The sequence below is a fragment of the Mucilaginibacter gossypii genome, from assembly GCF_017569325.2.
GTDB lineage: Bacteria > Bacteroidota > Bacteroidia > Sphingobacteriales > Sphingobacteriaceae > Mucilaginibacter > Mucilaginibacter gossypii.
This window is the reverse complement of sequence record NZ_CP071878.2, coordinates 3,279,809-3,300,760: the sequence shown is the minus strand read 5'-3', so window position 1 is coordinate 3,300,760 and position 20,952 is coordinate 3,279,809. Positions and strand designations below refer to the sequence as shown.

19 protein-coding genes and 3 tRNA genes are annotated in these 20,952 nt (G+C 42.5%); 8 read left to right on the top strand and 14 right to left on the bottom strand.

Annotation, left to right across the window (positions count from 1 at the left end):
• Positions 1-216: 216 nt before the first annotated feature.
• From J3L18_RS13820 to J3L18_RS13810, 3 genes are all read right to left on the bottom strand, one after another.
• Positions 217-1,293, bottom strand: a complete 1,077-nt coding sequence (locus J3L18_RS13820; protein WP_129570331.1) for a DNA polymerase beta superfamily protein — start codon at positions 1,291-1,293, stop codon at positions 217-219.
• Positions 1,290-2,045: a nucleotidyltransferase domain-containing protein gene (locus J3L18_RS13815; protein WP_129570332.1), complete on the bottom strand. Its 756-nt coding sequence runs from the start codon at positions 2,043-2,045 to the stop codon at positions 1,290-1,292. The genes J3L18_RS13820 and J3L18_RS13815 overlap by 4 nt, the downstream gene beginning before the upstream one ends.
• Positions 2,046-2,947: 902 nt before the next feature.
• Entirely contained in the window at positions 2,948-4,519 is a 1,572-nt protein-coding gene (locus J3L18_RS13810) for a TROVE domain-containing protein (protein ID WP_129570333.1), read from the bottom strand.
• 423 nt (positions 4,520-4,942) lie between these two features.
• Here J3L18_RS13810 and J3L18_RS13805 point away from each other — a divergent pair.
• The 3 genes from J3L18_RS13805 (at position 4,943) to J3L18_RS13795 (ending at position 5,182) form a co-directional block, all read left to right on the top strand.
• Positions 4,943-5,016, top strand: a tRNA-Pro gene (locus J3L18_RS13805).
• 13 nt (positions 5,017-5,029) lie between these two features.
• A tRNA-Ile gene (locus tag J3L18_RS13800) sits at positions 5,030-5,102 on the top strand.
• Between the two features lie 6 nt (positions 5,103-5,108).
• Positions 5,109-5,182: transfer RNA gene (locus J3L18_RS13795), tRNA-Cys, on the top strand.
• A 608-nt stretch (positions 5,183-5,790) separates the two neighbouring features.
• Here J3L18_RS13795 and J3L18_RS13790 read toward each other — a convergent pair.
• A complete protein-coding gene (locus tag J3L18_RS13790; RefSeq protein ID WP_129570334.1) occupies positions 5,791-6,582 on the bottom strand; it encodes an NIPSNAP family protein in 792 nt (263 codons plus the stop codon).
• Between the two features lie 192 nt (positions 6,583-6,774).
• Here J3L18_RS13790 and J3L18_RS13785 point away from each other — a divergent pair, with 192 nt between their 5' ends.
• Positions 6,775-7,461: a DUF2461 domain-containing protein gene (locus J3L18_RS13785; RefSeq protein ID WP_129570335.1), complete on the top strand. Its 687-nt coding sequence runs from the start codon at positions 6,775-6,777 to the stop codon at positions 7,459-7,461.
• 3 nt (positions 7,462-7,464) lie between these two features.
• Here the strand turns inward: J3L18_RS13785 and J3L18_RS13780 are convergent, their stop codons facing one another.
• Both J3L18_RS13780 and J3L18_RS13775 read right to left on the bottom strand, forming a co-directional pair.
• Positions 7,465-7,782 carry a hypothetical protein gene (locus J3L18_RS13780; protein ID WP_129570336.1) on the bottom strand — a complete coding sequence of 106 codons (318 nt, stop codon included), beginning with the start codon at positions 7,780-7,782 and terminating at the stop codon, positions 7,465-7,467.
• A gap of 127 nt (positions 7,783-7,909) precedes the next feature.
• On the bottom strand, positions 7,910-8,065 hold the full coding sequence (locus J3L18_RS13775; protein WP_112652139.1) for a lmo0937 family membrane protein: 156 nt from the start codon (positions 8,063-8,065) through the stop codon (positions 7,910-7,912).
• 162 nt (positions 8,066-8,227) lie between these two features.
• On the opposite strand from J3L18_RS13775, the gene J3L18_RS13770 reads away from it, so the two are divergent.
• A complete protein-coding gene (locus J3L18_RS13770) occupies positions 8,228-8,563 on the top strand; it encodes a hypothetical protein (RefSeq protein ID WP_129570337.1) in 336 nt (111 codons plus the stop codon).
• Positions 8,564-8,649: 86 nt separating this feature from the next.
• Here J3L18_RS13770 and J3L18_RS13765 read toward each other — a convergent pair whose 3' ends face one another.
• The 5 genes from J3L18_RS13765 to J3L18_RS13745 all read right to left on the bottom strand — a co-directional run bounded on the left by J3L18_RS13765 (position 8,650) and on the right by J3L18_RS13745 (position 14,057).
• Positions 8,650-9,783 (bottom strand): glycoside hydrolase family 76 protein, encoded by a 1,134-nt coding sequence (locus J3L18_RS13765; protein ID WP_129570338.1) that lies wholly within the window; start codon positions 9,781-9,783, stop codon positions 8,650-8,652.
• Between the two features lie 498 nt (positions 9,784-10,281).
• Positions 10,282-11,715 (bottom strand): tetratricopeptide repeat protein, encoded by a 1,434-nt coding sequence (locus J3L18_RS13760; protein ID WP_129570339.1) that lies wholly within the window; start codon positions 11,713-11,715, stop codon positions 10,282-10,284.
• 83 nt (positions 11,716-11,798) lie between these two features.
• A complete protein-coding gene (locus J3L18_RS13755) occupies positions 11,799-11,978 on the bottom strand; it encodes a hypothetical protein (RefSeq protein WP_129570340.1) in 180 nt (59 codons plus the stop codon).
• 233 nt (positions 11,979-12,211) lie between these two features.
• Positions 12,212-12,814 (bottom strand): NUDIX hydrolase N-terminal domain-containing protein, encoded by a 603-nt coding sequence (locus J3L18_RS13750; RefSeq protein WP_129570341.1) that lies wholly within the window; start codon positions 12,812-12,814, stop codon positions 12,212-12,214.
• Between the two features lie 274 nt (positions 12,815-13,088).
• Entirely contained in the window at positions 13,089-14,057 is a 969-nt protein-coding gene (locus J3L18_RS13745; protein ID WP_129570342.1) for a hypothetical protein, read from the bottom strand.
• A 168-nt stretch (positions 14,058-14,225) separates the two neighbouring features.
• Here J3L18_RS13745 and J3L18_RS13740 point away from each other — a divergent pair, with 168 nt between their 5' ends.
• Complete coding sequence (locus J3L18_RS13740) at positions 14,226-14,819, top strand: dihydrofolate reductase family protein (protein WP_129570343.1); 594 nt, start codon at positions 14,226-14,228, stop codon at positions 14,817-14,819.
• Between the two features lie 20 nt (positions 14,820-14,839).
• On the opposite strand, the gene J3L18_RS13735 is transcribed toward J3L18_RS13740, so the two are convergent.
• Both J3L18_RS13735 and J3L18_RS13730 read right to left on the bottom strand, forming a co-directional pair.
• Positions 14,840-15,583 carry an AAA family ATPase gene (locus tag J3L18_RS13735; protein WP_129570344.1) on the bottom strand — a complete coding sequence of 248 codons (744 nt, stop codon included), beginning with the start codon at positions 15,581-15,583 and terminating at the stop codon, positions 14,840-14,842.
• A 36-nt stretch (positions 15,584-15,619) separates the two neighbouring features.
• A complete protein-coding gene (locus tag J3L18_RS13730; protein WP_129570345.1) occupies positions 15,620-16,399 on the bottom strand; it encodes a hypothetical protein in 780 nt (259 codons plus the stop codon).
• A gap of 200 nt (positions 16,400-16,599) precedes the next feature.
• Here J3L18_RS13730 and J3L18_RS13725 point away from each other — a divergent pair, with 200 nt between their 5' ends.
• Entirely contained in the window at positions 16,600-17,994 is a 1,395-nt protein-coding gene (locus tag J3L18_RS13725; RefSeq protein WP_208102422.1) for a transposase, read from the top strand.
• A gap of 153 nt (positions 17,995-18,147) precedes the next feature.
• Here J3L18_RS13725 and J3L18_RS13720 read toward each other — a convergent pair whose 3' ends face one another.
• Positions 18,148-19,602, bottom strand: a complete 1,455-nt coding sequence (locus J3L18_RS13720; protein ID WP_129567569.1) for an RtcB family protein — start codon at positions 19,600-19,602, stop codon at positions 18,148-18,150.
• A 271-nt stretch (positions 19,603-19,873) separates the two neighbouring features.
• Between J3L18_RS13720 and J3L18_RS13715 the strand changes: the two genes are divergently transcribed.
• Positions 19,874-20,935 (top strand): helix-turn-helix transcriptional regulator, encoded by a 1,062-nt coding sequence (locus J3L18_RS13715; RefSeq protein WP_129567568.1) that lies wholly within the window; start codon positions 19,874-19,876, stop codon positions 20,933-20,935.
• The last annotated feature ends 17 nt before the right edge of the window (positions 20,936-20,952 follow it).

The following is a 20,952-nucleotide window of genomic DNA, read 5'->3' as shown; positions in this document are numbered from 1 at the left end:
TTCGGGTTTCGATTTCGGAGTTAAAAAAGGGCTTTCCGTATTGGAAGGCCCTTTTGTGTTTGACTTTATTGGAGGATAGCTCACGATTGCAACATGCCAAAGAAACGTTATTGCTGGGCACGAAGCAATGCCAAACTCTACAAAACGGCTTTGCAAATCGGGATCGTTTCGTGCGTCCATGTTTTAAACAGCCTTTACATATAATATGGCAGTGGACTATAGCGGGCTGTTTTCATAAAATTCATCTCTTATTTGCAATAAAATGCCTTCAGCCTTTTGCAGGTCCGGTTTATCAGGTAGGGTAGAGGCTCGATATAGTTCATTGATTTGCTCCATTTTTTCGTTAACCATATTCATCAGTTCATCAAATTCAAACTCGCCGTTGCGGATTTTTAGCAGGAAATCCCTATCGGGCCGGTTTACGATTACCTGGCCGTATTGTGCTATTTCTCCGGCCATATTGAGCAGGCGAAAAGTGTGCATCATGTTTTTGGCATCGTAGCTTTTGCCGTGCGATAACGTGCTTTGATAGCGCGCCTCATTTCTTTTTGCTTCCCATTCGCGGTACTCCTTATACTCTTTACAGTATACCGAATAGCCATCTTTATTAAAGTTCATCACCGCCAGATGTTCTACTCCTTCGGGTACCGGGCTCAGTTGTACATCATCAGCGTCGGCACCAGATGTTATTCCCCTGAAGTAGCCTGCCTTCAATTGTTTTTGGTGATAAAGCAGGTATACATCCCTGAAATGGTCCAGGTTTACCAGGCCGCATTGCTGCTGCTCAAAGTTGTTTACCTGAAGCCATTCCTTTAGTGTAATACTGCCATTATCATGGATCACATAGCAAAAATCCAGTACTGTCTTACGGGTTTCGTTTATTGGCTTATTGATTTTTTTGTTTAAGCCGCGGGCCTTTTTTATTTGCGAATGCGCATAACCTGCAAAGGTATCCAGGCAAAGTTTCGACAGAAAATCTTCCGGCTTTATCAAGTCCATCAGCGGGTGGCGGTACAATACAAATTGCCTGGGCGTGCTTAACAACTCCAGTATGTTGGGGTTGTTTTTGGTAAGCAATTCCAGAAAACGACCGATCTCAAAATAAACCTCATCATTAGTGCTATTAGCGACCTGATCGGTTTGGGTAAAGCCATAAAGCTGCTTTTGAGGCATGATGAAGATGCCCTTCCTATCCGTGTCAGATCCCTTAACGTTGAGATTATAAGCAGTGCTCCCGCTGATACAATCAAGCAGGAGCAGTTGCGGGTTTTGTTGCAGATGATCAAAAGTCATAATAGTATGTGTTTTCTGAACAATTGGTTTAATTCATCTGGCTGCCTTTTTTCTGACGTGAGCAGAGGTATTCGCTCTTTGCAATAAGTCAGCGTATCCTCCAGCCAGGTTTGCAATAGCGGTACTGGTTGTATCAACGTTTTTTCATCGGCTGTTTGCTTCTGAACAAGCAGGTCATCTACGGTATCCTGAAAATGTATGTCGCTTATCAAACGTCTCAATTTACTAAACTCCATTGGCGGCACTGTTTTGCGGTCCGCTATCCAAAGACAGGCCAGTGTTGATCTTAGTGCATAAAAATAGCGTTTCAGTTTAACTTCGCTTCCCTGCAAATCATCTCGTACGGTGTTAAAAACCAATGATGAATAGTGATTAGCTGATGCCATTGGTGAAAAGTATTCTGACATTATTCCCCGTATTTCGGCAGCAAAGTCGCTGTCTTCCCGATAAACTATGGGCGATTGTATCCATTCAAACAAGGATATGTTTGATTTCAGGAATAGCTTCAGCGCCTTGCGTATATCCCAGCCTCGTATATCCAATACATCATTTATCGGCAGATCTATAAAATCGGGCATATCTGTTATGCCGAGGTAATAATTTACAGGACGGGCGTATATAAAACGCACATCAAAATCACTATCGGGCGAGGCAAAGCCCCAGGCCCGGCTTCCCGATTCGCAGGCATAAAGTATTTTTATGTTTTCAGTTTGCTCTAATTCAAGCAGTTTTTGTTGTATAGTATCAGTCATTGTTTTTAATATTAAAAGTTAAAAAAATGAAAGAGCTACAGGTAGCAGGTGTATTCCGGATTCGAACCGGCACTCATGTATTGCTACATGTTTTCAACCATCGAAGTAGCACCCACTTACGACATCTTTCATTACTTACCCCCGAAGGGTGAAGTTTCTTTGTTTAAAATCAGGGAATAAAGAGCGATGAATGGTAGCGCTTGGCTTGAAAGGCGAAGTAACGCTTACCAACGGCATCTTTATTCCTGATTGCAGCAGGTTTAGGTAAAAGAAATTTATGAACAACAGGCCAAAGGCAATGGCTAACAAGTGGTTCAGTCGTCCCATGCTCCAAACTGTCTGAGCTACCTTAGCTTGCGGGGCTAAAGGCCGGATTTTTACCGGCGACCCTGGGGTTAAAAAAGCGAAGTAATACTTATTTACGGCACTTTAACCTGTTGTTCATTTTGAAAATAAGGGCAATGGTCAACAAATCTTCTGCATTATGCTCTAACCAACTGAGCTACCGCGGTTACCAGCGGGCCGGGTTCGAACCGGCGACCCTAACGTCCCAAATCGAAGTAGTACTTGTTTACGGCACCTTATTTTATTTTCAATTTTTTAAAAGAAGGGTAATAGGCGATAAGTGCTTGCTTACTCTGCGTTTTAACCATCTCAACTACCCTTGCGGGGCCGGACTCGAACCGACGTCTCAGTTTTGGAAATCGAAGTAACACTTATAAACGACACCTTCTTTTATAAAGAGCAAAGGCGGCAAGAGACTTGGGGGCTTGCAAGCGAGGACTCGAACCTCCATCATGGCTTTCGCCACAATGCCCTCCCCATTATTGGCTGCGAAGTAACTCTTGCCTACGGCATCTTTATTTCTTTAAGTGCAGGGCTGTTAGCTTCCCTGCACGTTTTTATAAATCTATATTGTTAATAATGTTCAGTGCCGAGCGTCCGTTTTCAATTGCTGCTAACACATCAAAAACTTTATCGCTCCAACCTGCAATTAAATACACGTCGTTTTGAAGTAACTGCAATGGTACCTGTCCATAGCCCGCCAGGTCAAGCAGGTACAGTTTTGCCTTTGGCGCAATGTGTTGTTTGTAATAAACCCACTGCTCCTGTATGTAATTGCTGCCGCCGTTACTGTTCCATAACTGGCAATCGGTAAATAACATTACCTTGTCCATTTGCACGCGGCGGGTACTCAGGTCATGAATAACCAGGTAGCCATTGGTTGAGTAACCCACTTCACCTTCGCGGCGATAGAACTCCTGCACGTTGCCCAAAATGTTACCGCGTGGTACTGTAATGGTTTTCCAGCGGTCGCCAAACATACCTACCTCCACATTTTTACAGCGCGATTGCAGCAGCATGGCCAGCATTAAACCAATATCATACAACAGCACTTTTGACTTTGCCGATATAGGTTTCTGCATTGATCCGGATACGTCGCAGGCCAGCAATACACGGGTATTTTCGTCAAAACCCCTGATATTGGCTGCGCTTGCTTGTACCGCTTTTTCCAATGCATCCATCAGTTCTCCGGTATGGCCTTTGTTGCCGGTTATGGCTGCTTTGGCTGCCCTTGCAATGTTTTGCACCGCCGAGGTTGGCGTTATCAGCTCACGGTAAGCAGCCAGGTAGCGGAATGGAAACTGTTTGGCTTTAGCCACCTGTTCGCCGTCGGCAAGGGTTGTGCACACTTTTTTAAAGTGGGCATAGCTTATACCGGCTTCCTGTATATTACGCAGGTTACGCAGCAAGGCCATATAACCAACTTTACCGCTGTCAATCAGTTCTTCCCATTTGGCACGGAACGCTATTGCTTTGGCTTCGGCGCTATCAAAATTCAGTTGCCCAAGGGCCGAGAGTTCTGTTTCCCAGGTGTAAGGTGTTTGCAGTTCGTTTGTGGCTATCTTGTTAAAGATCAGCTGCTGCAAATTATCTTTGGCACGTGGGTGTACCAGGAACAAAGCATCACGCATTTTTATGGCACCATCGCGGTTATATTTAGCAAACTGGTATTCATCAAAGCGGTTAAACGCCTGCGATAAACCTTTTTGCATTTGCTTTGATAAGCGGTTGAGCTTTTTAGTGCCCTTGCGCTGGTTTAACGTTTCATAGCAAGCCAATAACTCGGTGATCTCATCGGCACGGCCGATAACCCCGTCGGTAACCCGGGCAACCAGATCGTTGCCCGAGTGCAGCTTAGCCAATTCGGTAACCAGCACCAGCGGCACCGAACGCATATACATTTTGGTACGTGCATAAACTGCCAGTTTACCAACAAATACCGGGTTGCATTTAGCTATCAAATTACGCAGGCGCTCCATGCGTGCCTGGTCTTTTTCATAAAAGGTGTCGTTTAAGCTCCAGGTAACTACCGTGGTGTACAATTCCATTTCGGCGCTCATGATAAAAGCTTTTGCGCCTTCATGATTTACCGTTTTGGTTTTTACTCTGCTTAACAGGTTGAATTTCATTTTGAACCTCCTTTATTTCGTTTTGTTGATACAAAGGTTGGAGGCTACTGCGCAGTGTATTTGCGCAGTGAAAAATATTTTTATTTTTTTTCAGAACCTTGATTCGTAGGATTAAAAGATGGACTTGATGCTTTAATGATTTATAGAAATTCGGAAGCTTAAATGTTACTTTGGAGTTCTAACTCAAGTATTCCTTTAATCCTACGAATCAAGGTTCAAATTCAATTGAAAAAAAAATATTTTTCATAATTATTTTTTAATTTAAATATTGTTTGTATAATTGCATCATGAAAACAACAATATGTATACAGTGTCCATCACCCATACTGATTTATCAGAGGAGATAGCTGTGTATATATAGTAAGTATATAACAACATTGAAAAATCCTCTTAGATAAAAACTAAGGGGATTTTTTGCTTTACAGGGTAGTATATCAATTGGTCAGATTACCACATTTGGGATGTGGAGGCTCCCGGTTCAAGTCCGGGTTACCCTACTGATTTACAGCTGGAAATATAGCTCAATGGTAAGAACAGCACCCTTATACGGTGTCGGTTAAAGGTTCAAGTCCTTTTATTTCCACAACATGGCCGGTTGCCCGAGTGGTTCAAGGGAGTCCTCTGCAAAAGGAATGTTCGCAAGTTCGAATCTTGTACCGGCCTCTTTTATTTTTGCCTGCGTAATAGCATTACGCCGGGCCTTAACTTTCATAATCCCGGCGCAGAGCCGGGTATGGGTAGTTATTGTTTTTATTTATTTAATAGTATTTTTAATGATATTTTATTGGGTATTTTTGTTTCTTTTATAATGATTGATAAAAGGTCATGAGTCTCAGAAAAAATTGCGCTCCGTTTGGCCCCTCTCAAAACCAGGGGTCTTTTGGCTCTAACTAAGGCAGTATTTATTTAAAACAAATGTTGAAACAGGCAGTAGGGGAATTAAGGGGGAATATGGGTTTTGGAAAGGCTTAATATTTCCTCGTCAAATACATCCACAGATTATTTGCTGATAAATGGTTTATTTACTATCGAAGCCTTGCTCATGGTTTGTTATATCTTGTACAAACGGGTGGCCATTTGAAAACGCTCTTTATAACCTCGTTTCAAGCCTTCTTTCAGAAGTTCAATCTCAGCTTCGCTGAGTGTTTACCTGTTTGGCTCCATATCGTGGCTAATAAATTTATGAAAAATAAGCTGTATGATGAAATTCGAAAAGGCCGTTGATAAGCAAGACTTACGAAGTTTCCAAAACTTCGTAAGTCTGTAAAAAATTAAATCTGTGAGTAAGTTGTTGGCATCAGTATAGTTGATGTTATTTTGCTCACCAGCAGGGCATCGGCATATTCCGGTACGGCGCTGATCTTTTTCCATTGCGGATCACTACCAAAAGCTTTCCAGTGAGCATTCTTGGCATCAAGGTCATCAAAGGTGATCATATAGGTAAGATTAGGCCTTTGTGAACCTATTACGGTTTCGCCCCAAAAAACAGGTTTGAAACCGAGGCGTTTAAATACATCTATTTCGCCTTCATCATTAAACATTTCAATCTTCTTTTTACCTGCGGCTTCAGTTGCGCTTTGATACTGCCTCAACTCAAAGATCCTCGTTTTATTTTCAGGTGCTTCCAGGTGCGGCATGTGTACAAATGCTTTTAACAAAGAGCTTTCTATCCGTTCATAAGCAGGTGCAGCGGCCGGGGCATTAAGGTAAGCAGCGCCTTTGGCCTGCAGTTCTGCATCGCCGGCGAAACTATCGGTCACTGTTGCGAAATGGGCAAGACTGTTAAACTGCACCAGCACAAAAAGCCTGGTTTGGCCTTCGGGCTTCATTTCGGTAAATACGCCTACATGTTTCACACCTAACCGGTTGAAGCCTGGTATAGCGGTATCTTTCAGGAAATCCTCTACCAGTTTTTGCTGTTCCGAATTTTTCAGGTTGTATACCCTTAGCTCATAGTATTCGGCAGCTTTGGGAGAAGTTTCTGTAGCTTTGCTCATGGCAGGTAAAACAGTTGCGGTAACACCGGTTAGCAGGGTTGATTTAACAAAGGAGCGCCTTTTCATAGCAGGTTTGATTGTTTGGCTAAGATAGGTTTTTCGGCAAAAAACAAGTGTCACATTTTTGTTTTGAGGGGAAATCCGGTTGCTTAAGCATCATCCGAATGTATTATTAAACAGTGCAGGCGGATTCGATTTTGGACAGCCTGCAAATTTCTCTAATTTGGCTTTCCTGCTTTTTGCAGATTATTTTTAATTATGAGCCAGCTAATACTACCCGCCTCCACCTTTGATTTTATGATGCAACTGAAACAGAACAATAACCGCGACTGGTTTGCTCAACATAAAGAGGCATATCAACAGCAGCTTGAACTGGTGGAGGTTTTTACTGCCGGGTTATTGAACCTGCTCAATACGCATGACGTTATCGAAACGCCCAGCGCAAAAAAGGCCCTGCACCGCATTTACCGCGATATCCGTTTTTCAAAAGATAAAACGCCTTTTAAAACTAACTGGAGCGGGAATTTTAAACGGGCGGGAAAGCACCGCCGCGGCGGTTATTATTTTCACCTGGAACCGGGCAATACATTTATAGCAGGTGGCTTTTGGGCCCCGGATGCACCCGATCTTAAGCGGATCCGCGATGATATCGCTTTTGATGCCTCGCCGTTGAAGCAAATCATCGGCAGTACGGAGTTTACAAAAACTTTTGGCGTTTTAGAAGGCGAACAACTAAAAACAGCCCCCAAAGGTTACGCCACAGATCATGAAGCTATTGAGCTGCTGCGTTATAAACAGTTTTTAGTAAGACGACGCTTTACCGATGAGGAGGCTTTAAGCCCGGATTTCATCATAAAAGCTTCTGATACTTTTAAGAATATGCGCCCCTTTTTTGATTATATGAGCGATGTGCTCACTGCAAATGTAAATGGCGAGGAAGATTAACTATTAGTGCCTCGTTGAGCCGTCATTGGCCTCGGTGATCTTGCTTAAATTGTAATGCATCTGCCCGTTATGTTCTTCGCCTTTAATAAGACCTTTATTGTAAAGGCTGACAAGAGTGGTTTTAACCAGCGCGGTAACCTGTTCGTTCACAATGCCGGGCTGCAGGGTTTCCAGCTCTTTCAGTACACTGTCTGCTGTTCCTTCGCCAATTTGTGCCAGCGCATATATGGCTTTATTTTGCTGGGTATCCTGTGGATCAAAATGTGAAGGGATGTGCAGTGGTTTATATTCTTCCCTGAATTCTTCGTCGCTTAATGTCATCGTCGTAAAGCTTATAGTAACACTAAACAAACGTTATGGAAGTTTGTGTGACATTTTTAACTTAAATCCTAAAACAATAAACGCGGGCTTGCGGCCCGCGTTCTGTTTTCTTATACAAAAGAAGTTTTTAAACTGTTGAAGGGCTTCTGATAATGCCAAGTAAAAATGAAATTACGGCAATTACCAATAAAGCATGGATTAAACCGGTTGCCGAATAGGCAAAAACACTGATCGCCCATCCTATTATCAGGATAACTGCGATGATATACAATAATGATCTCATAGTTTGATGTATTTAGTTTGTTGTATGTAACACTTTAAAAATCGTGCCATAATTCAATCTTTATTGAAAAATATTATTTATACTGAAAGTAAATTAATTTTATCGAAATAATGATTGTGGCATCCCTCTTGCTATATCTTGATGCTACACTTAATGCTACATATGAAACCATTCTTCATTACTATAGCTAAAAATTTAACTCTTCTTATAGTACCGGACAGTGATGCCCATGCAGACGGTCACCCGGTGCTAACCTATACTTATAGTATTTATCGCCGCGATAAATCAACTGTAGCCAAGCTTAACCAGCCTGATAAGCTTTTACAGGCGAATAAAAAAAACAACCCCGATTACCTGGGTTATATCGCTTTCGAGCAGCCGGGAAAAGTGTTTAGTTATGTTGCAGACGGCGAAAATGAACTATCGCCCGATGAAGTACTCGATGTGATTGAGGAGATCAATCATTTCAGGAATACGCCGCAAATGTGGATTATTTAAATTGTGTATAAGCACGCAAAAAACGCGAAGGCGCAAAAAAATATTTGGCGCATTCGCGTTTTGTGGGAAATAGCAGAACGTAATGCTTATTTCTTAGTTGGCGGTATCAATTGCATGAAAGTTACAATGCTGCTGGCCTCATATGATTGAATATCGCCGGTTGGGGTAGGTACGGCGTAATTACGATAAGTAAGGTTCCGGCCATCGCGATTATTCCAGCCTGTTTTAACATTGGTTTGAAGCCAGCTGAGGTATTGGCTTTGGGCACCCTCGTTGATCAGTTGCACTATATATTGCGCGAAGATAGCTTTCAGAACGCCCTGTTCGTTAAAATCTCCTTCGGCAGGTAATATACCGTTGGTGCACATATCGTTTTTTACATAATCGGCATATAGTTTGGCATCGTTAAGGTAAGCTGCATCGTTGGTTTGTTTGTATAAGGCCATGGCTGCGCCAATTGCAGTGCCCGAGTTATAAGTATAATCCTGGCCACCCGGAGGGTTATTGCCTATTTTGTTATCGTTCACTTTGCCCGATGCGTCAACCAAATTAGTTTTCGACCATGAATAGATAGATTTGGCCTTGTTGAGATAAGAAACATCCTTAGTGATATTATACAATTTCATTGCTGCTATAACGGTAGGGAAGTTGATACATGAGTTTTTTCCGCTGTGCTGAAAATCCCAGAACATGCCGCCATCTATAGGGTCATAAGAGCCGTTCCAAACCCTGTCGAACCCGGATTTTGCTTTTTCAAGATAAGTGGCATTGCCGGTAAGCTGGTTGGCGCGCGCCAGGGCAATAACCCACCACATCATATCGTCATAAATAAACCAAACGGTGGTGTTGTTCCAGTTGTAGCCATCGTAATGATTATAATTACCCTGGTATATATCGCCAATGCGGGTAAGCTGTGCAGGGGTTTTGGTACGCTCATAAACATTCATAGCCATATCCCAGTAAATAGCCTGCGTCCATATAGCTGCAACGCCATCTTTTTTAGTGGTGCTGAAGTAAAGTTTATTATTTGAATCGTAAAAAGCGTTATTGAATGCTGTATAGGCAAGGTCGGCATCGGCACTGCTAAATCCGATACTGTTATCGGTTTGGGTAGTATCCGTTCCCGGTTTAGCTGTAACGGGCGTAATATCTTTGCCCTTGCTGCAGCTTACGATAGTAATGAACAAGCTCAGGATCAAAAAGCAGATTGGTTTTTTCATATAATAAATATTGGTTAGTAATAGGCTTATGTCTGGTAGAGGAATAAGGTTTTAATTCCTGGTTAATTATTCACAGGCAAGGCAATTATAGGTTAAAAAACGACCGCTAACCAACGTTTTAACCCACAAAAAATCGTTAACCCAATTCTTAACCGTGATTTTAACCGGGTGAGGGGGCGTTTTTACGTAAGACATAATAAACTTCGTCATGCTTGTTTCAACACCCCATTTGCCAAGCCGGCGGCAAGGCAAACATTTATTGAAATTGCTGTGTTTTGTGTTTAAAAGCTGGGTGATCTGCACGGCGGATACCTCAGGGTCCTCTGCGAGAGACCCTGAAGGGACGAGAATATCCTTAGCCCAAGTTTTGCGGGCCGGGATTGATGAGTCGGGTAACTTGGGCTTGCGTATCACAAGTCAGCCAGCACACATCCGAGCCCGCAAGACTTGCGCTAAAAAAGTAAATAAAAGCTCTAAAAAATAAAACTGTATTTAACCTTACGCAGGTTTACGTTTTGCGGCAGGTGGTTTAGTTTCCTTTTTCTCTGGCGAAGGTACCGCCGCGGTAACTGGGGGCTGTTGAGGTTTATGCCCGTGTACCAGCCGCTCATGCATGAAGTGTGTAAGCTTATGATGGAATGGTACCAGCACGGAGGCCAGGCATACCAGGATTACCAATTCAAGTACGGGTAAATGGTTACTGAGGCGCTGCACAAAAGGATGAATAAACAGGGTTAGAAATTCAAAAGCCAGCAGCAGGCATAACACGCTCATAAACTCAATCACCTTGCGGTGGGTACGGCTTTTGCTCAGCAGTAACACTACCAAAAAAAATGTCGGGATAAAAACAGCTATGCCCACCATTTGCAGATTAATTATCCGCGCCTCTTCTTCGCGGTGCTTTTCTTCGGCAATTTCTTCCTGCCGCGCTGCTTCGTTAAAACTTAAGGTTTGGATCTGCTTAATTTTTTCGGCATTGAACATACTGTCTTTGGCGGCGAGTGCGGTTTTTAAATAAAGCAGTTCAAGGTGCTCATTTTTGCCCCGGTACACATCGGTAAGCAGGTTGCTGGCGTGAAAAATCCCCTCGGGATATAGGGCGGCTTTTGCGGCATTAAGGGCCAGCGTTGCATAATAGATGCTTGAATCGGCCATACCTTTTTGCTTATAGAGTTGTGCTACGCTGTTATAGCTGTCGGCAAGGCTGTTTTGATCGTTTACTTTTGCAGCATAACTTATACTTACCCGGTAATAATCAAGCGCCAGGGCGGTGTGTCCCATTTTATAGTTAATGTCGCCTAAAATGGATAAGGTGTTAGGCATGGTAGCCGTATCTTTCAGGGTTTGCTTTATGGCATAAGCCTGCATCTCATAGTTTAAAGCCGAATCAACCTTGTTAAGCTTGATGTAGCAGTTGCCGATATTGGCCAGAATAATTCCCAGGCGCGCTGTTTCATGCAGTTCTTCGGCAACAGCTTTAGCCTTAAAATGGTAGGATAGGGCTTTTACGTTATCCAATTGGTCGGAGTAAACGATGCCTATATCGCTGAGGCTTTTTAAAATACCCAGACGGTCGTTAATTTCTTCGCGTATTTTTAGTGAGTTGAGTAAAAAAGAAAGGGCCTGGTCATACTTGCCGTTTTTCCATAAAACCACACCCAGGCGGTTCATGCAATCGGCCTCGCCTTTTTTGAACGAGAATTTGCGGGCCAGCTCAAGCCCCTGCTGCGCATAAATCAGCGCGCTATCAGGCCGGGTGGCCTGCAATTGTAAGCTTAATTGGCGTAATGGTTCAACACCCGCGGTATCATTTTTATGCCGGGCCGCTTCTGGTCTTAGCTGATTTAATATGTTTTTTTGAGCATAGGTATCCGTGGCGATGCCGGTTAAAAGGCATACGCAAACCATTCCCTTTAGTATGTGGTTTAGCATAAATTATAAAATAAAACAAAGCCCCCATTTTAGGAAGGGGATAGATATACAGGGCAATGGTACCAGCCGGATAAAACAGTTTCCTAACTATCCATCGAAGGTTCTTCAGCTGCATCATCCGGCTCGGGCGAAGCTAAAAATCCGTCGGCGGCTTCGTCTTCGGGCTCAAGGCCTGTTTCATTATCAGCAAATCCCATTGAGGTATTTTTGTCCCTAAAACCCATAGAGGTGTTTTTGTCGAATGCTTTGGTTGATGTACTCATGGCTTTAATGTTTAAAAATCAGTTTGAGTTCAGTTAATTGCTAAGCGAGCAGGTATATAAATATACATTTATATTTTATTGATGGTCAAATATTTACGCTTTATGTGAAATGGAGCCCCGTTTTATGCGGATAGTTGCCGGTTTTGCGTAAAGTATATTAAATGAGACTGAAAAAAAGAAACCGTCAGCTCATAAAGGGGTGGATAAAATAGAAGTGACCGAAACAAATTTATTTACACTTGCGACAGGGCTTTTTTTCGATGAAGTAAGGCCTCTTTTACATACTCCCCGTGGTTTTTATGCCAGGTGATTATTTCGGCCGGATCGACAAATTTTATTTCGAGGCTTTCTATGGATGTTTCGATATTGCCACTAACGTATTTGCATAAATAAAGCACTACTACCGAACTATGGGGCTGCTGAAACTGTCCGGCGGGGACAGCGAAGAATTTAATGATCTCAACCGGTTCAACAATTAGCCGGGCCTCTTCCCAAAACTCACGTTTCATGGCTGTTTCCGGGTCTTCGCCAATATCAACCCAGCCGCCGGGCAATCCCCATAAAAAGTCGTCGCTGCGATGTTCAACCAGTAGTCGGCCGTTGTCATCAAACAAGATGCCGTTAACGCCTACTTTGGGTGTGGCATATCCCAGGTCTTTGCGAAAGCGTTCTTTTAAAACTTCGGTTTCCAGGCCGGTAAATTCGCTGTATTCCTGTGTGGCTATATCCAACAGTTTTTGATAGCGCTCCATATCGAAAGGGCTTTTGGTATACCTGATACCGGTTTGCGCCAGGGCATAGATGTTTTCAAGCAGGTCGATATAGTTCTTTTTCATATGGTGCCTGCAATATAGCTAACAGCTGATATAACCGGGGTAAAGAAATTATAAAATCATTGTTTAAAGATGTTTGGTGAAGGGGGAATTTGTAATTTAAAAGTCAGAAACATTTCTACTGTTTGCTTTTTGATGAAATTGGATTCAGATGTACGAGTTCGAATCTCGTCGGGAGCACACCTTAAAGATACCCAGGTGCTTCGTAAATGTTAATTCTTGCCTCTTGAGAGTTCGAGTCTCTCTTCGGCCTCACAAAACTCCATTGCCGTTTATATTACTGATCCTTTTTTGTACTAAATAATTTACTGATAGTTCTATTGAGCTTTTCAATTAAGTTAGGCCGAGGTTGTACGGAGTCGAAAAAGCCTGCGCTAAATTTTATATCCTTGTTTTCGTTTAATAACTTTCCCGCAAATCCAACAGGATCAAAGTTTCTCGAGGGCTTGATCAGGCCATTGAAGGCAATTTTGATCTGTTCGGAAGTCATAGCTAATTGGTCAGTATTAATATTAGCAAGTTCTAAGGCTCCAATGTAACCAAAGTCTCCCATTTTAAAACTATATCCATTCCATTTGCCTTGACATTGTTCCCACAACCCAAATTCGCTGTTGTCAATGATTATCGCTTTATGAACTGTATCTATTATTAAGGTCGCAAACACTCTGTCTTCTTCTTCTTTTGGCAGTGGATACTCTTTTTTATGTAATAAAATATCCACAACAGCTTCTCCAAAGTTTAATATACCAGCTATAGAAACATTTCCTAATTGAGTTTTATGTGTTGCAATTGGTGTTTTTATAATTACTATGGTACCGCCAAATTCGCCAACTTTATCATTAATTACCTCATCTGCTGTGTTTATTAATAGAGGAAATTGCTTTTGCTGTGAAATATAATCGATATTTAAAATCTGTTCGATATCATACATTTTGTTGTAAAGTAAATTTACTGACCAATTTTTCCATTTGCCTTGAAGGTTCTTTAAGTAAAAACTGGTTGCTGATGTTGTGCCGAATTCTAAACTCCAAAAATGGAGTGTCTTTTTATCGATATTAACAATTACAAATCCTTCTACCCAAACTTCATTCAGGAATACAGTCACCGCCTTACATGATCTTACAAAATTTATAAAGCGCTTTTCTCCAAGATAAAGATCAGAGGTTATACAATTAGCTCTCCAATGGTTATAATAAATAGTTTGCAGGGAGTTTTCAATAAGTATATAATTTGCTCTTTGACCCATTTATGATTGGTACAGTTTATATAAAGCTACAGTTTTCTGGTAATCCTTTATAAAAGAATGCATCATTTCCCGTCGCATTCGCCCTATTATTTGTCGCATCTGCACCGCTGGCATTATTAGCTTATTATGGAGATTTGTATCATTATAAAAGCAATAATCAAAATCCTTATGAGAAAGATAATCGTTTTAACATTCATGTCTTTAGATGGCGTAATGCAGGCACCCGGCGGACCGGAAGAGGACCAATCAGGCAGTTTTAAATATGGCGGCTGGTCGGCACCTTTTATGGATGAAGTTTCGGGTAAGATGATGCAGCAGCAGATGGAAGCGACAGATATTCTGTTAGGCCGGAAAACGTTCGACATTTTTGAAGAGTATTGGCCTAAACATGCAAGTTTTTGGCCAGGTATTAATGAGGTAACAAAATATGTGCTATCCAATACAAAGGATAAATCCGATTGGAACAACAGCGTGTTCCTTACAAGTGTAGATGGTATTAAAAAACTGAAAGATTCAGAAGGTTCGGACATCAAAGTCTGGGGCAGCGGGGAACTGGTTAAGCTGTTACTGAAACATGACCTGGTAGACGAGCTTTGGCTCAAAATATACCCGGTACTGCTTGGCAAAGGAAAAACCATATTCAGTGAGGACACCGTGCCTACTACTTTGGAGGTAACGGAAAGCACCGTTACGCCAAGCGGAGTGATCTTTGTTAATTACAAACGCGCCGGGGAGGTTAAGACCGGTAATATGGGAGCTTAAAAAATCTTGGAGGAAACCACTCATTCCCCAAAAAGGATCCGCGTCATCTCTGCATAGTTGTTCAGGAAATGTTTGGTAACCATGTAATGCTCCGTTTCTTCGTAACGTACCTGTTTAATACCCGAATCATCCAGTTGGTAAATGGTTGCACCCGGATAAGCTAATAAAATAGGGGAGTGGGTGGCGATAATGAACTGTGAGTTTTCATTCACAAGCGTATTGATGAGTGAGAGTGCGGCCATCTGCCTGTTTGGCGACAATGCGGCCTCTGGCTCATCAAATATGTAAAGCCCGTTGCCGGTAAGCCTGTTGGTTAGCGTTGCCATGAACGATTCACCATGTGAGCATTCATGAAGCGACTTTACACCGTATTGTCGTGCAAACGAGCCTTTGTCGTTTTCATAAACGTTTTCCATATAGGTGGCTACGTTATAAAAGCTTTCGGCCCGGAGAAAGAAATAATCGGTTGGCTTTTTGTAGCTTTTTATACCGGTTAAATAATTGAAAAGTTGCGACGAATTATTATGCGTTTGAAACTGCGCGTTTTTTGAGCCTCCCTCGATACTGAAACCCATATGCAAAGCGATGGCCTCTACCAGCGTTGATTTCCCCGAACCATTTTCGCCAATGATAAAAGTAACATCGCGATGGAACTTTAACGACTTTAAGCTCCTGATGGAAGGGATGTGAAATGGATAGGTATCAAAAGATGGTACCGTATCGCGTTTCAGTTGGATCTCCTGGAGAAAAGGTTTGGCTTCCATGGTAGGGTAAAGATAGGGAATGGAGGTGAATAAAGATTATAATCGAAATAGCTTAGACAGTGCACGATATATCACCCATACAACAGGATAACACATCGCAATTGCCAATATTATTAATGATATAGCATAGAGATCTTTACTGAGTTTATATGTTAAATCAACCTTTGATAAAATTACTATTTCGGCTCCCAATATCAATATATACAATGCCATTTTTATAGTAAACTGGCGTACAAAATTGATGTGGTTTTGCGCCTGCTTGAATGTCTCGTTCTGATCAATTCTTTGTTGTGCTATATTAAAAATGAGCGTTTCGATTTGGTCATTTATGGAAGGCCACATATCGTAATTGTCCAATGCAAAATCTTTATAGATCGATAAAAATTGTAATATTTCAATACGCAGATAGTCGTAGTGTTCCGGGCGGAATGCTTCCTGCAGCTCATCGCTAAACTGGTATAGCACCCCCATTTTGTCACCGGCCATCGTATCATTTAACGCGATGCGGTCCATTACTTCGCATGCTTTTTGTAACCCGATATTATTGCTATTGAGTTTATGATAAATTAACCCAAGCAATACATTGCCTATAATAGGTGCATTGCTTATACTTATTTTGTCTTTGATAAGCACCTTTGCTTCTGTAATGCTCTTGCTCATTGAAAGCTCAATGAAAAAATAATCCGGAATATCTTCTGTAGTGATGATGATATCATCGGCCCATTTTACAGCTTCGGCTTTTGTAATTAGTTCCCATTGCAGGCCCCAATAAAATACTTCAAGCAAGAGGTTATATGATTGCGGCAATATAAGCATTCGTGATTCGGTTTAGTTGTTTGCCTGCCCAGTCCCAGCTCCCGCAAGCGCCCTCGCTTGTGGGCATTATGCTAAGCAAACATGGCTCTCCATGTAGATAACTAAACGCGGGCCACAAGTGAGGACGTGGCCGTTGCACAACGCGCCAGTTATTTTATAATAATTTATGTTAAGATACTGGTTTTTAGTATCTTAATGACATGCAAGGAAAGAAGCACTATCAAGAGAAACTCTTTACCAATTTCCAATTATCCGACCGTGTTCCGGCAGACAACATATACCGAAAGCTGAAAGAAACACTAGATCTTCAGTTTTTATATGCTTCTACCGCTAAGTATTACGGAAAAGACGGACAAAAAAGTATTGACCCGGTTGTTTTCTTTAAGTTATTACTCGTAGGCTATTTGGAGAATCAGCCAAGTGATAGGCGCATCATTAACATATCATCCATGCGCCTTGATATTCTTTATTTTATTGGTTACGATATCGACGAAGAATTGCCTTGGCATTCTACTTTAAGTCGTACCCGTCAGCTTTATGATGAAGACATATTTAACCAATTATTTAAACAAGTATTAAAGCAGTGCATAGACAAAGGAATGTTAACCGGCAAAAGACAGGCAGTTGATAGTGTGTTTGTAAAAGCGAATGCATCAATGAGTAGTGTTGAGGATATTTTAGAGGATGGACAGGTGTTCACAGACCAGTTAAAAGAAGGTCAGGCAACTGAAGGAGATGATCACTTATCCGATAAATCAGGAAGGCAAAAAACACAAAAGCGCAGTAATGCTAACCGGGCAAGTACTACTGATCCGGATGCGAGAATGTCTGTAAAACCGGGCAAGGTAACTAAGTTAAATTATCTCAGTCAGCTTAGCGTAGATACATCCAGCTATGTGATTACAAGCATTGGAGCCTGCCATGCAGACAAAAAGGACAACCAATGTCTTGATACAGTGCTTGATAAAGTTTGTGTCAATCTCGGAGATCATGGTTTGGAGGTAAAGGAAGTAATTGCGGATGCTAATTATAGCAGTTCAACTGTATTGCAAAGCCTTGTTTCAAGAGGAATTACCGGATATATCCCCAACACAGGCACTTACAAGTCAGAACGGCAGGGTTTTACATATAATGCTGAAAATGATACATACCAATGTAGTCAGGGTAATAGCTTAAAATTTATTGGTTATAAGGATCATCACGGCGTTTCTAAAGAATATATGAGTAAACGATCCGATTGTGCGGTATGTTCTGTTCGCAAACAGTGCCTCAAAAAATCAACCTATAAAACAATTACAAATTCGCTTTCTAAGCCGCTGTTTGACGACATGCACAAACGATTAAACGAGGCCTATGGCAAACAAATGATGGTCATAAGAAAAAGCACAGTGGAGCCTGTCATTGGAACGCTGGTTGAGTACCTGGGAATGAGAAAAGTAAATACAATTGGAATAGAATTAGCCAATAAATGCATGTTGATGGCAGGAATCGCTTACAATCTTAAAAAGTTAATTAAATATGAAGGAAAGTCGTTCTTGCAGGTAATAATGAGCCTTTTAGAAGCATTTAAAAGCTCCCGTTTTTACTACACATAATCAGGTTTTTCAGGAAAGTGATTAGATAACGAATACTTATTTGTTGTCTAAGTATTCGTTGTGCAACGGCCACGAGGACACTTGCGGCAGCGTTTAGAAATATAATTAAAAATCTGATTTTCAACTTCAAACTCCCAAGTTAAGACTCTTCTCCTAATCCTCCGGCTTTTCCTTAGCATCCGCCATCCGCACTATCCTCGGCTGAAAGCTTGCCAGTACATCAACCAGATCATGCTGGGCGGCCATCACAGCATGGATATCCTTGTACACCATCGGCGCTTCGTCCAAATCGCTTCCCATCAGGGTAATGCGTTTATCTATGAGGTTAGCGGCAACTGCTTTCGGGTCTACAGTTTTGAAGGCTGCGCTTCGGCTCATTAAACGGCCTGCACCATGCGAAGCTGAGTTGATGGATGCAGCATCGCCTTTACCGCGCACTACAAAGCCAGGTGTGCTCATACTGCCGGGAATGATCCCTAATACACCTTCGCCTGCCGGAGTAGCGCCTTTTCGGTGTACCATTACTTCGGTACCATCGGCAAGCTGCTCTTTCCAGGCAAAGTTGTGGTGGTTTTCAATCATCATTACCGGTTTAAGGTTAAGCGCACGGGCAATTTTGTTATGGATTTCGTGATGATTGGCGCTGGCGTAATCGCCGGCCAGGTTCATGGCAATCCAGTATTCCTGCCCTTCGTCGTTATCTAAATTTAACCATGCCAAATGCTTGGCCTCCTGCGGAAGCTTGGTTTTGCTCATAGCAATTTTTGAGTAATGATCGGCAATGCTCCCTCCAAACCCGCGCGAACCTGAGTGCGACAATAAAGCGAGGTAACCACCGGCCGGGATGCCTTCAAGCGCTCCTTCGGCAACGGTAAGTTCGCCCCATTCAACAAAGTGGTTGCCGGTACCCGAGGTACCCAATTGTGAATAGGCTTTATTCTTAAGGTTCCGGATTGTCTTGGTTTCGCTCCATACAGGGCTGTCGAACAACGAGGTATCAAAATGCGTTTTGGTAACCCCGCCAATGCCGAAGTTGGTATGATCAAGCAGAAGCCCTTTAAGAATGTCGGTTTCGGTGTCAACCACACCGGCAGGCAAATCAAAGATGCTCAAACACATACGGCAGGCAATATCCACCCCAACCGCAAAGGGGATGATGGTATTGGCAGTTGTAGCCAGCACACCGCCAATAGGCAAGCCGTAACCCTGGTGGGCATCGGGCATTAAAGCGCTTGCTACGGCTATGGGTAACTTAATCGCGGTTTTCATCTGCGCAAGCGCACCCACTTCAATATGCTCAAGGCCGTAAACCGGGAAATCGGCAATTTCCTGTTTCAGTGCGAAGTTGGTTCGCGGCTGTTTTAAAAATTTTCCTTCTTTTCGCAGATCAATTACCGCCTCGGCCAGGTTCTTGAATTTGCCGCCTTTTTTAAGGGCATAAGGCATTGGGTCGTCAATAAGGGCTTCCAGGTTGGCCAGGATCTGTTCCTTATCCATTACGCCGTGTTTTAGCAGGCCATTCGCCACACGGCTAAAGTTCTCCAATATTTTTACGTCGTTAATACCTAATGCGGTTAATTCGTTGTTGCTTATTTTTATCTTTTCCATAGCGCTCTTAAACCTCCGCCAATTGGCGGAGGGGTTTCTTGTTTAGCTGCTTTTGTTATTTAACGATACAAAGTAAAATTTCAACTGCGCAATGTATTTGCGCAGTTGAAAATAATTTAATAATATTATAAAAAAGTCATGAACTGGTGTGTCGACTCACCCCGACATCGCTTAGCTTGTCGACCCTCTCTCCGGCTTCGCCGCAAAGGGGGTAGGGAAATTAAAGAATAAATAAATCCGAAATCTAACATCCTAAATCCGAAATCAAAATATGCCTGTAAACCGCAACGCCCTTATCCGCTACCGAACCATTGATAGCTGCCTGCAAAACCGCCGCCGGCAGTGGACGCTTGACGATCTGATTGAAGCCTGCTCCGAAGCTTTGTACGAATACCAGGGGATAGACAGCGGGGTAAGCCGCCGCACCGTACAGGCCGATATTGAAATGATGCGCAGTAATAAGCTGGGGTACGAAGCGCCTATTGTAGTGGTTGATAAAAAGTATTACACCTACTCCGACAAGAATTACAGCATCAATAACATCCCCCTCAATAACCAGGACATGCAGGTGCTTAGCGAGGTAGCCGGTTTGCTGGGCCAGTTTAAAGGCCTGGGGCATTTTGCCGACCTTAACGAAATGGTAACCAAACTGGAAGACAAGATCTACAGCCAGAAGACGCACAGCACACCGGTGGTTGATTTTGAAAAAAACGATAACCTGAAAGGTTTGGAATGGATTGAGATCATCCGCAAGGCTATTGTAGCTAAGAATACGCTTTGTGTTAGCTACCAGTCGTTTAAGGCCAGGGAGGCCAGTACATTTTGTTTCAGCGCTTATTTGTTGAAGGAGTACCGTAACCGATGGTTTGTTTTGGGTATATCGCACATAAGAAATAAACCGCTGCTTACCCTGGCGCTCGACAGGATCCAGACTGTTGAAGTACATGCCGATGAATATATTGAAAACACCAGGATCGATCTCGCTACTTATTATAATGATGTGCTTGGCGTTACCAAATCGCCGGGTCAGCGCGATAATGAAGTCATATTTTGGGTAGATGATAAAAATGCCCCGTATGTTATTACCAAACCATTGCACCACACGCAAAAAATATTAAAAGTTACGGCAGACGGAACAATATTCAGCATTAGGGTGATCATGAACTTCGAGTTGGAGCGTGAATTGCTCGGTTTCGGGCCTAAACTGAAAGTGCTTGGTCCGCGGATCCTGGTTAAACAAATGAAAGATCTATACCGAAAATCACTGGAGCATTATGCTGGGGATAGCCCTGTACCGCAGGGAAAGAATTTGAGCAGTTTGTTAAATTCGTGACGTAAAGCATTTATATT

Excerpts from the sequence above, each read along its gene's own strand:
- J3L18_RS13820 (WP_129570331.1), bottom strand. The coding sequence starts at position 1,293 with ATGACTTTTGATCATCTGCAACAAAACCCGCAACTGCTCCTGCTTGAT.
- J3L18_RS13815 (WP_129570332.1), bottom strand. The coding sequence starts at position 2,045 with ATGACTGATACTATACAACAAAAACTGCTTGAATTAGAGCAAACTGAA.
- J3L18_RS13810 (WP_129570333.1), bottom strand. The coding sequence starts at position 4,519 with ATGAAATTCAACCTGTTAAGCAGAGTAAAAACCAAAACGGTAAATCAT.
- J3L18_RS13790 (WP_129570334.1), bottom strand. The coding sequence starts at position 6,582 with ATGAAAAGGCGCTCCTTTGTTAAATCAACCCTGCTAACCGGTGTTACC.
- J3L18_RS13785 (WP_129570335.1), top strand. The coding sequence starts at position 6,775 with ATGAGCCAGCTAATACTACCCGCCTCCACCTTTGATTTTATGATGCAA.
- J3L18_RS13780 (WP_129570336.1), bottom strand. The coding sequence starts at position 7,782 with ATGACATTAAGCGACGAAGAATTCAGGGAAGAATATAAACCACTGCAC.
- J3L18_RS13775 (WP_112652139.1), bottom strand. The coding sequence starts at position 8,065 with ATGAGATCATTATTGTATATCATCGCAGTTATCCTGATAATAGGATGG.
- J3L18_RS13770 (WP_129570337.1), top strand. The coding sequence starts at position 8,228 with ATGAAACCATTCTTCATTACTATAGCTAAAAATTTAACTCTTCTTATA.
- J3L18_RS13765 (WP_129570338.1), bottom strand. The coding sequence starts at position 9,783 with ATGAAAAAACCAATCTGCTTTTTGATCCTGAGCTTGTTCATTACTATC.
- J3L18_RS13760 (WP_129570339.1), bottom strand. The coding sequence starts at position 11,715 with ATGCTAAACCACATACTAAAGGGAATGGTTTGCGTATGCCTTTTAACC.
- J3L18_RS13755 (WP_129570340.1), bottom strand. The coding sequence starts at position 11,978 with ATGAGTACATCAACCAAAGCATTCGACAAAAACACCTCTATGGGTTTT.
- J3L18_RS13750 (WP_129570341.1), bottom strand. The coding sequence starts at position 12,814 with ATGAAAAAGAACTATATCGACCTGCTTGAAAACATCTATGCCCTGGCG.
- J3L18_RS13745 (WP_129570342.1), bottom strand. The coding sequence starts at position 14,057 with ATGGGTCAAAGAGCAAATTATATACTTATTGAAAACTCCCTGCAAACT.
- J3L18_RS13740 (WP_129570343.1), top strand. The coding sequence starts at position 14,226 with ATGAGAAAGATAATCGTTTTAACATTCATGTCTTTAGATGGCGTAATG.
- J3L18_RS13735 (WP_129570344.1), bottom strand. The coding sequence starts at position 15,583 with ATGGAAGCCAAACCTTTTCTCCAGGAGATCCAACTGAAACGCGATACG.
- J3L18_RS13730 (WP_129570345.1), bottom strand. The coding sequence starts at position 16,399 with ATGCTTATATTGCCGCAATCATATAACCTCTTGCTTGAAGTATTTTAT.
- J3L18_RS13725 (WP_208102422.1), top strand. The coding sequence starts at position 16,600 with ATGCAAGGAAAGAAGCACTATCAAGAGAAACTCTTTACCAATTTCCAA.
- J3L18_RS13720 (WP_129567569.1), bottom strand. The coding sequence starts at position 19,602 with ATGGAAAAGATAAAAATAAGCAACAACGAATTAACCGCATTAGGTATT.
- J3L18_RS13715 (WP_129567568.1), top strand. The coding sequence starts at position 19,874 with ATGCCTGTAAACCGCAACGCCCTTATCCGCTACCGAACCATTGATAGC.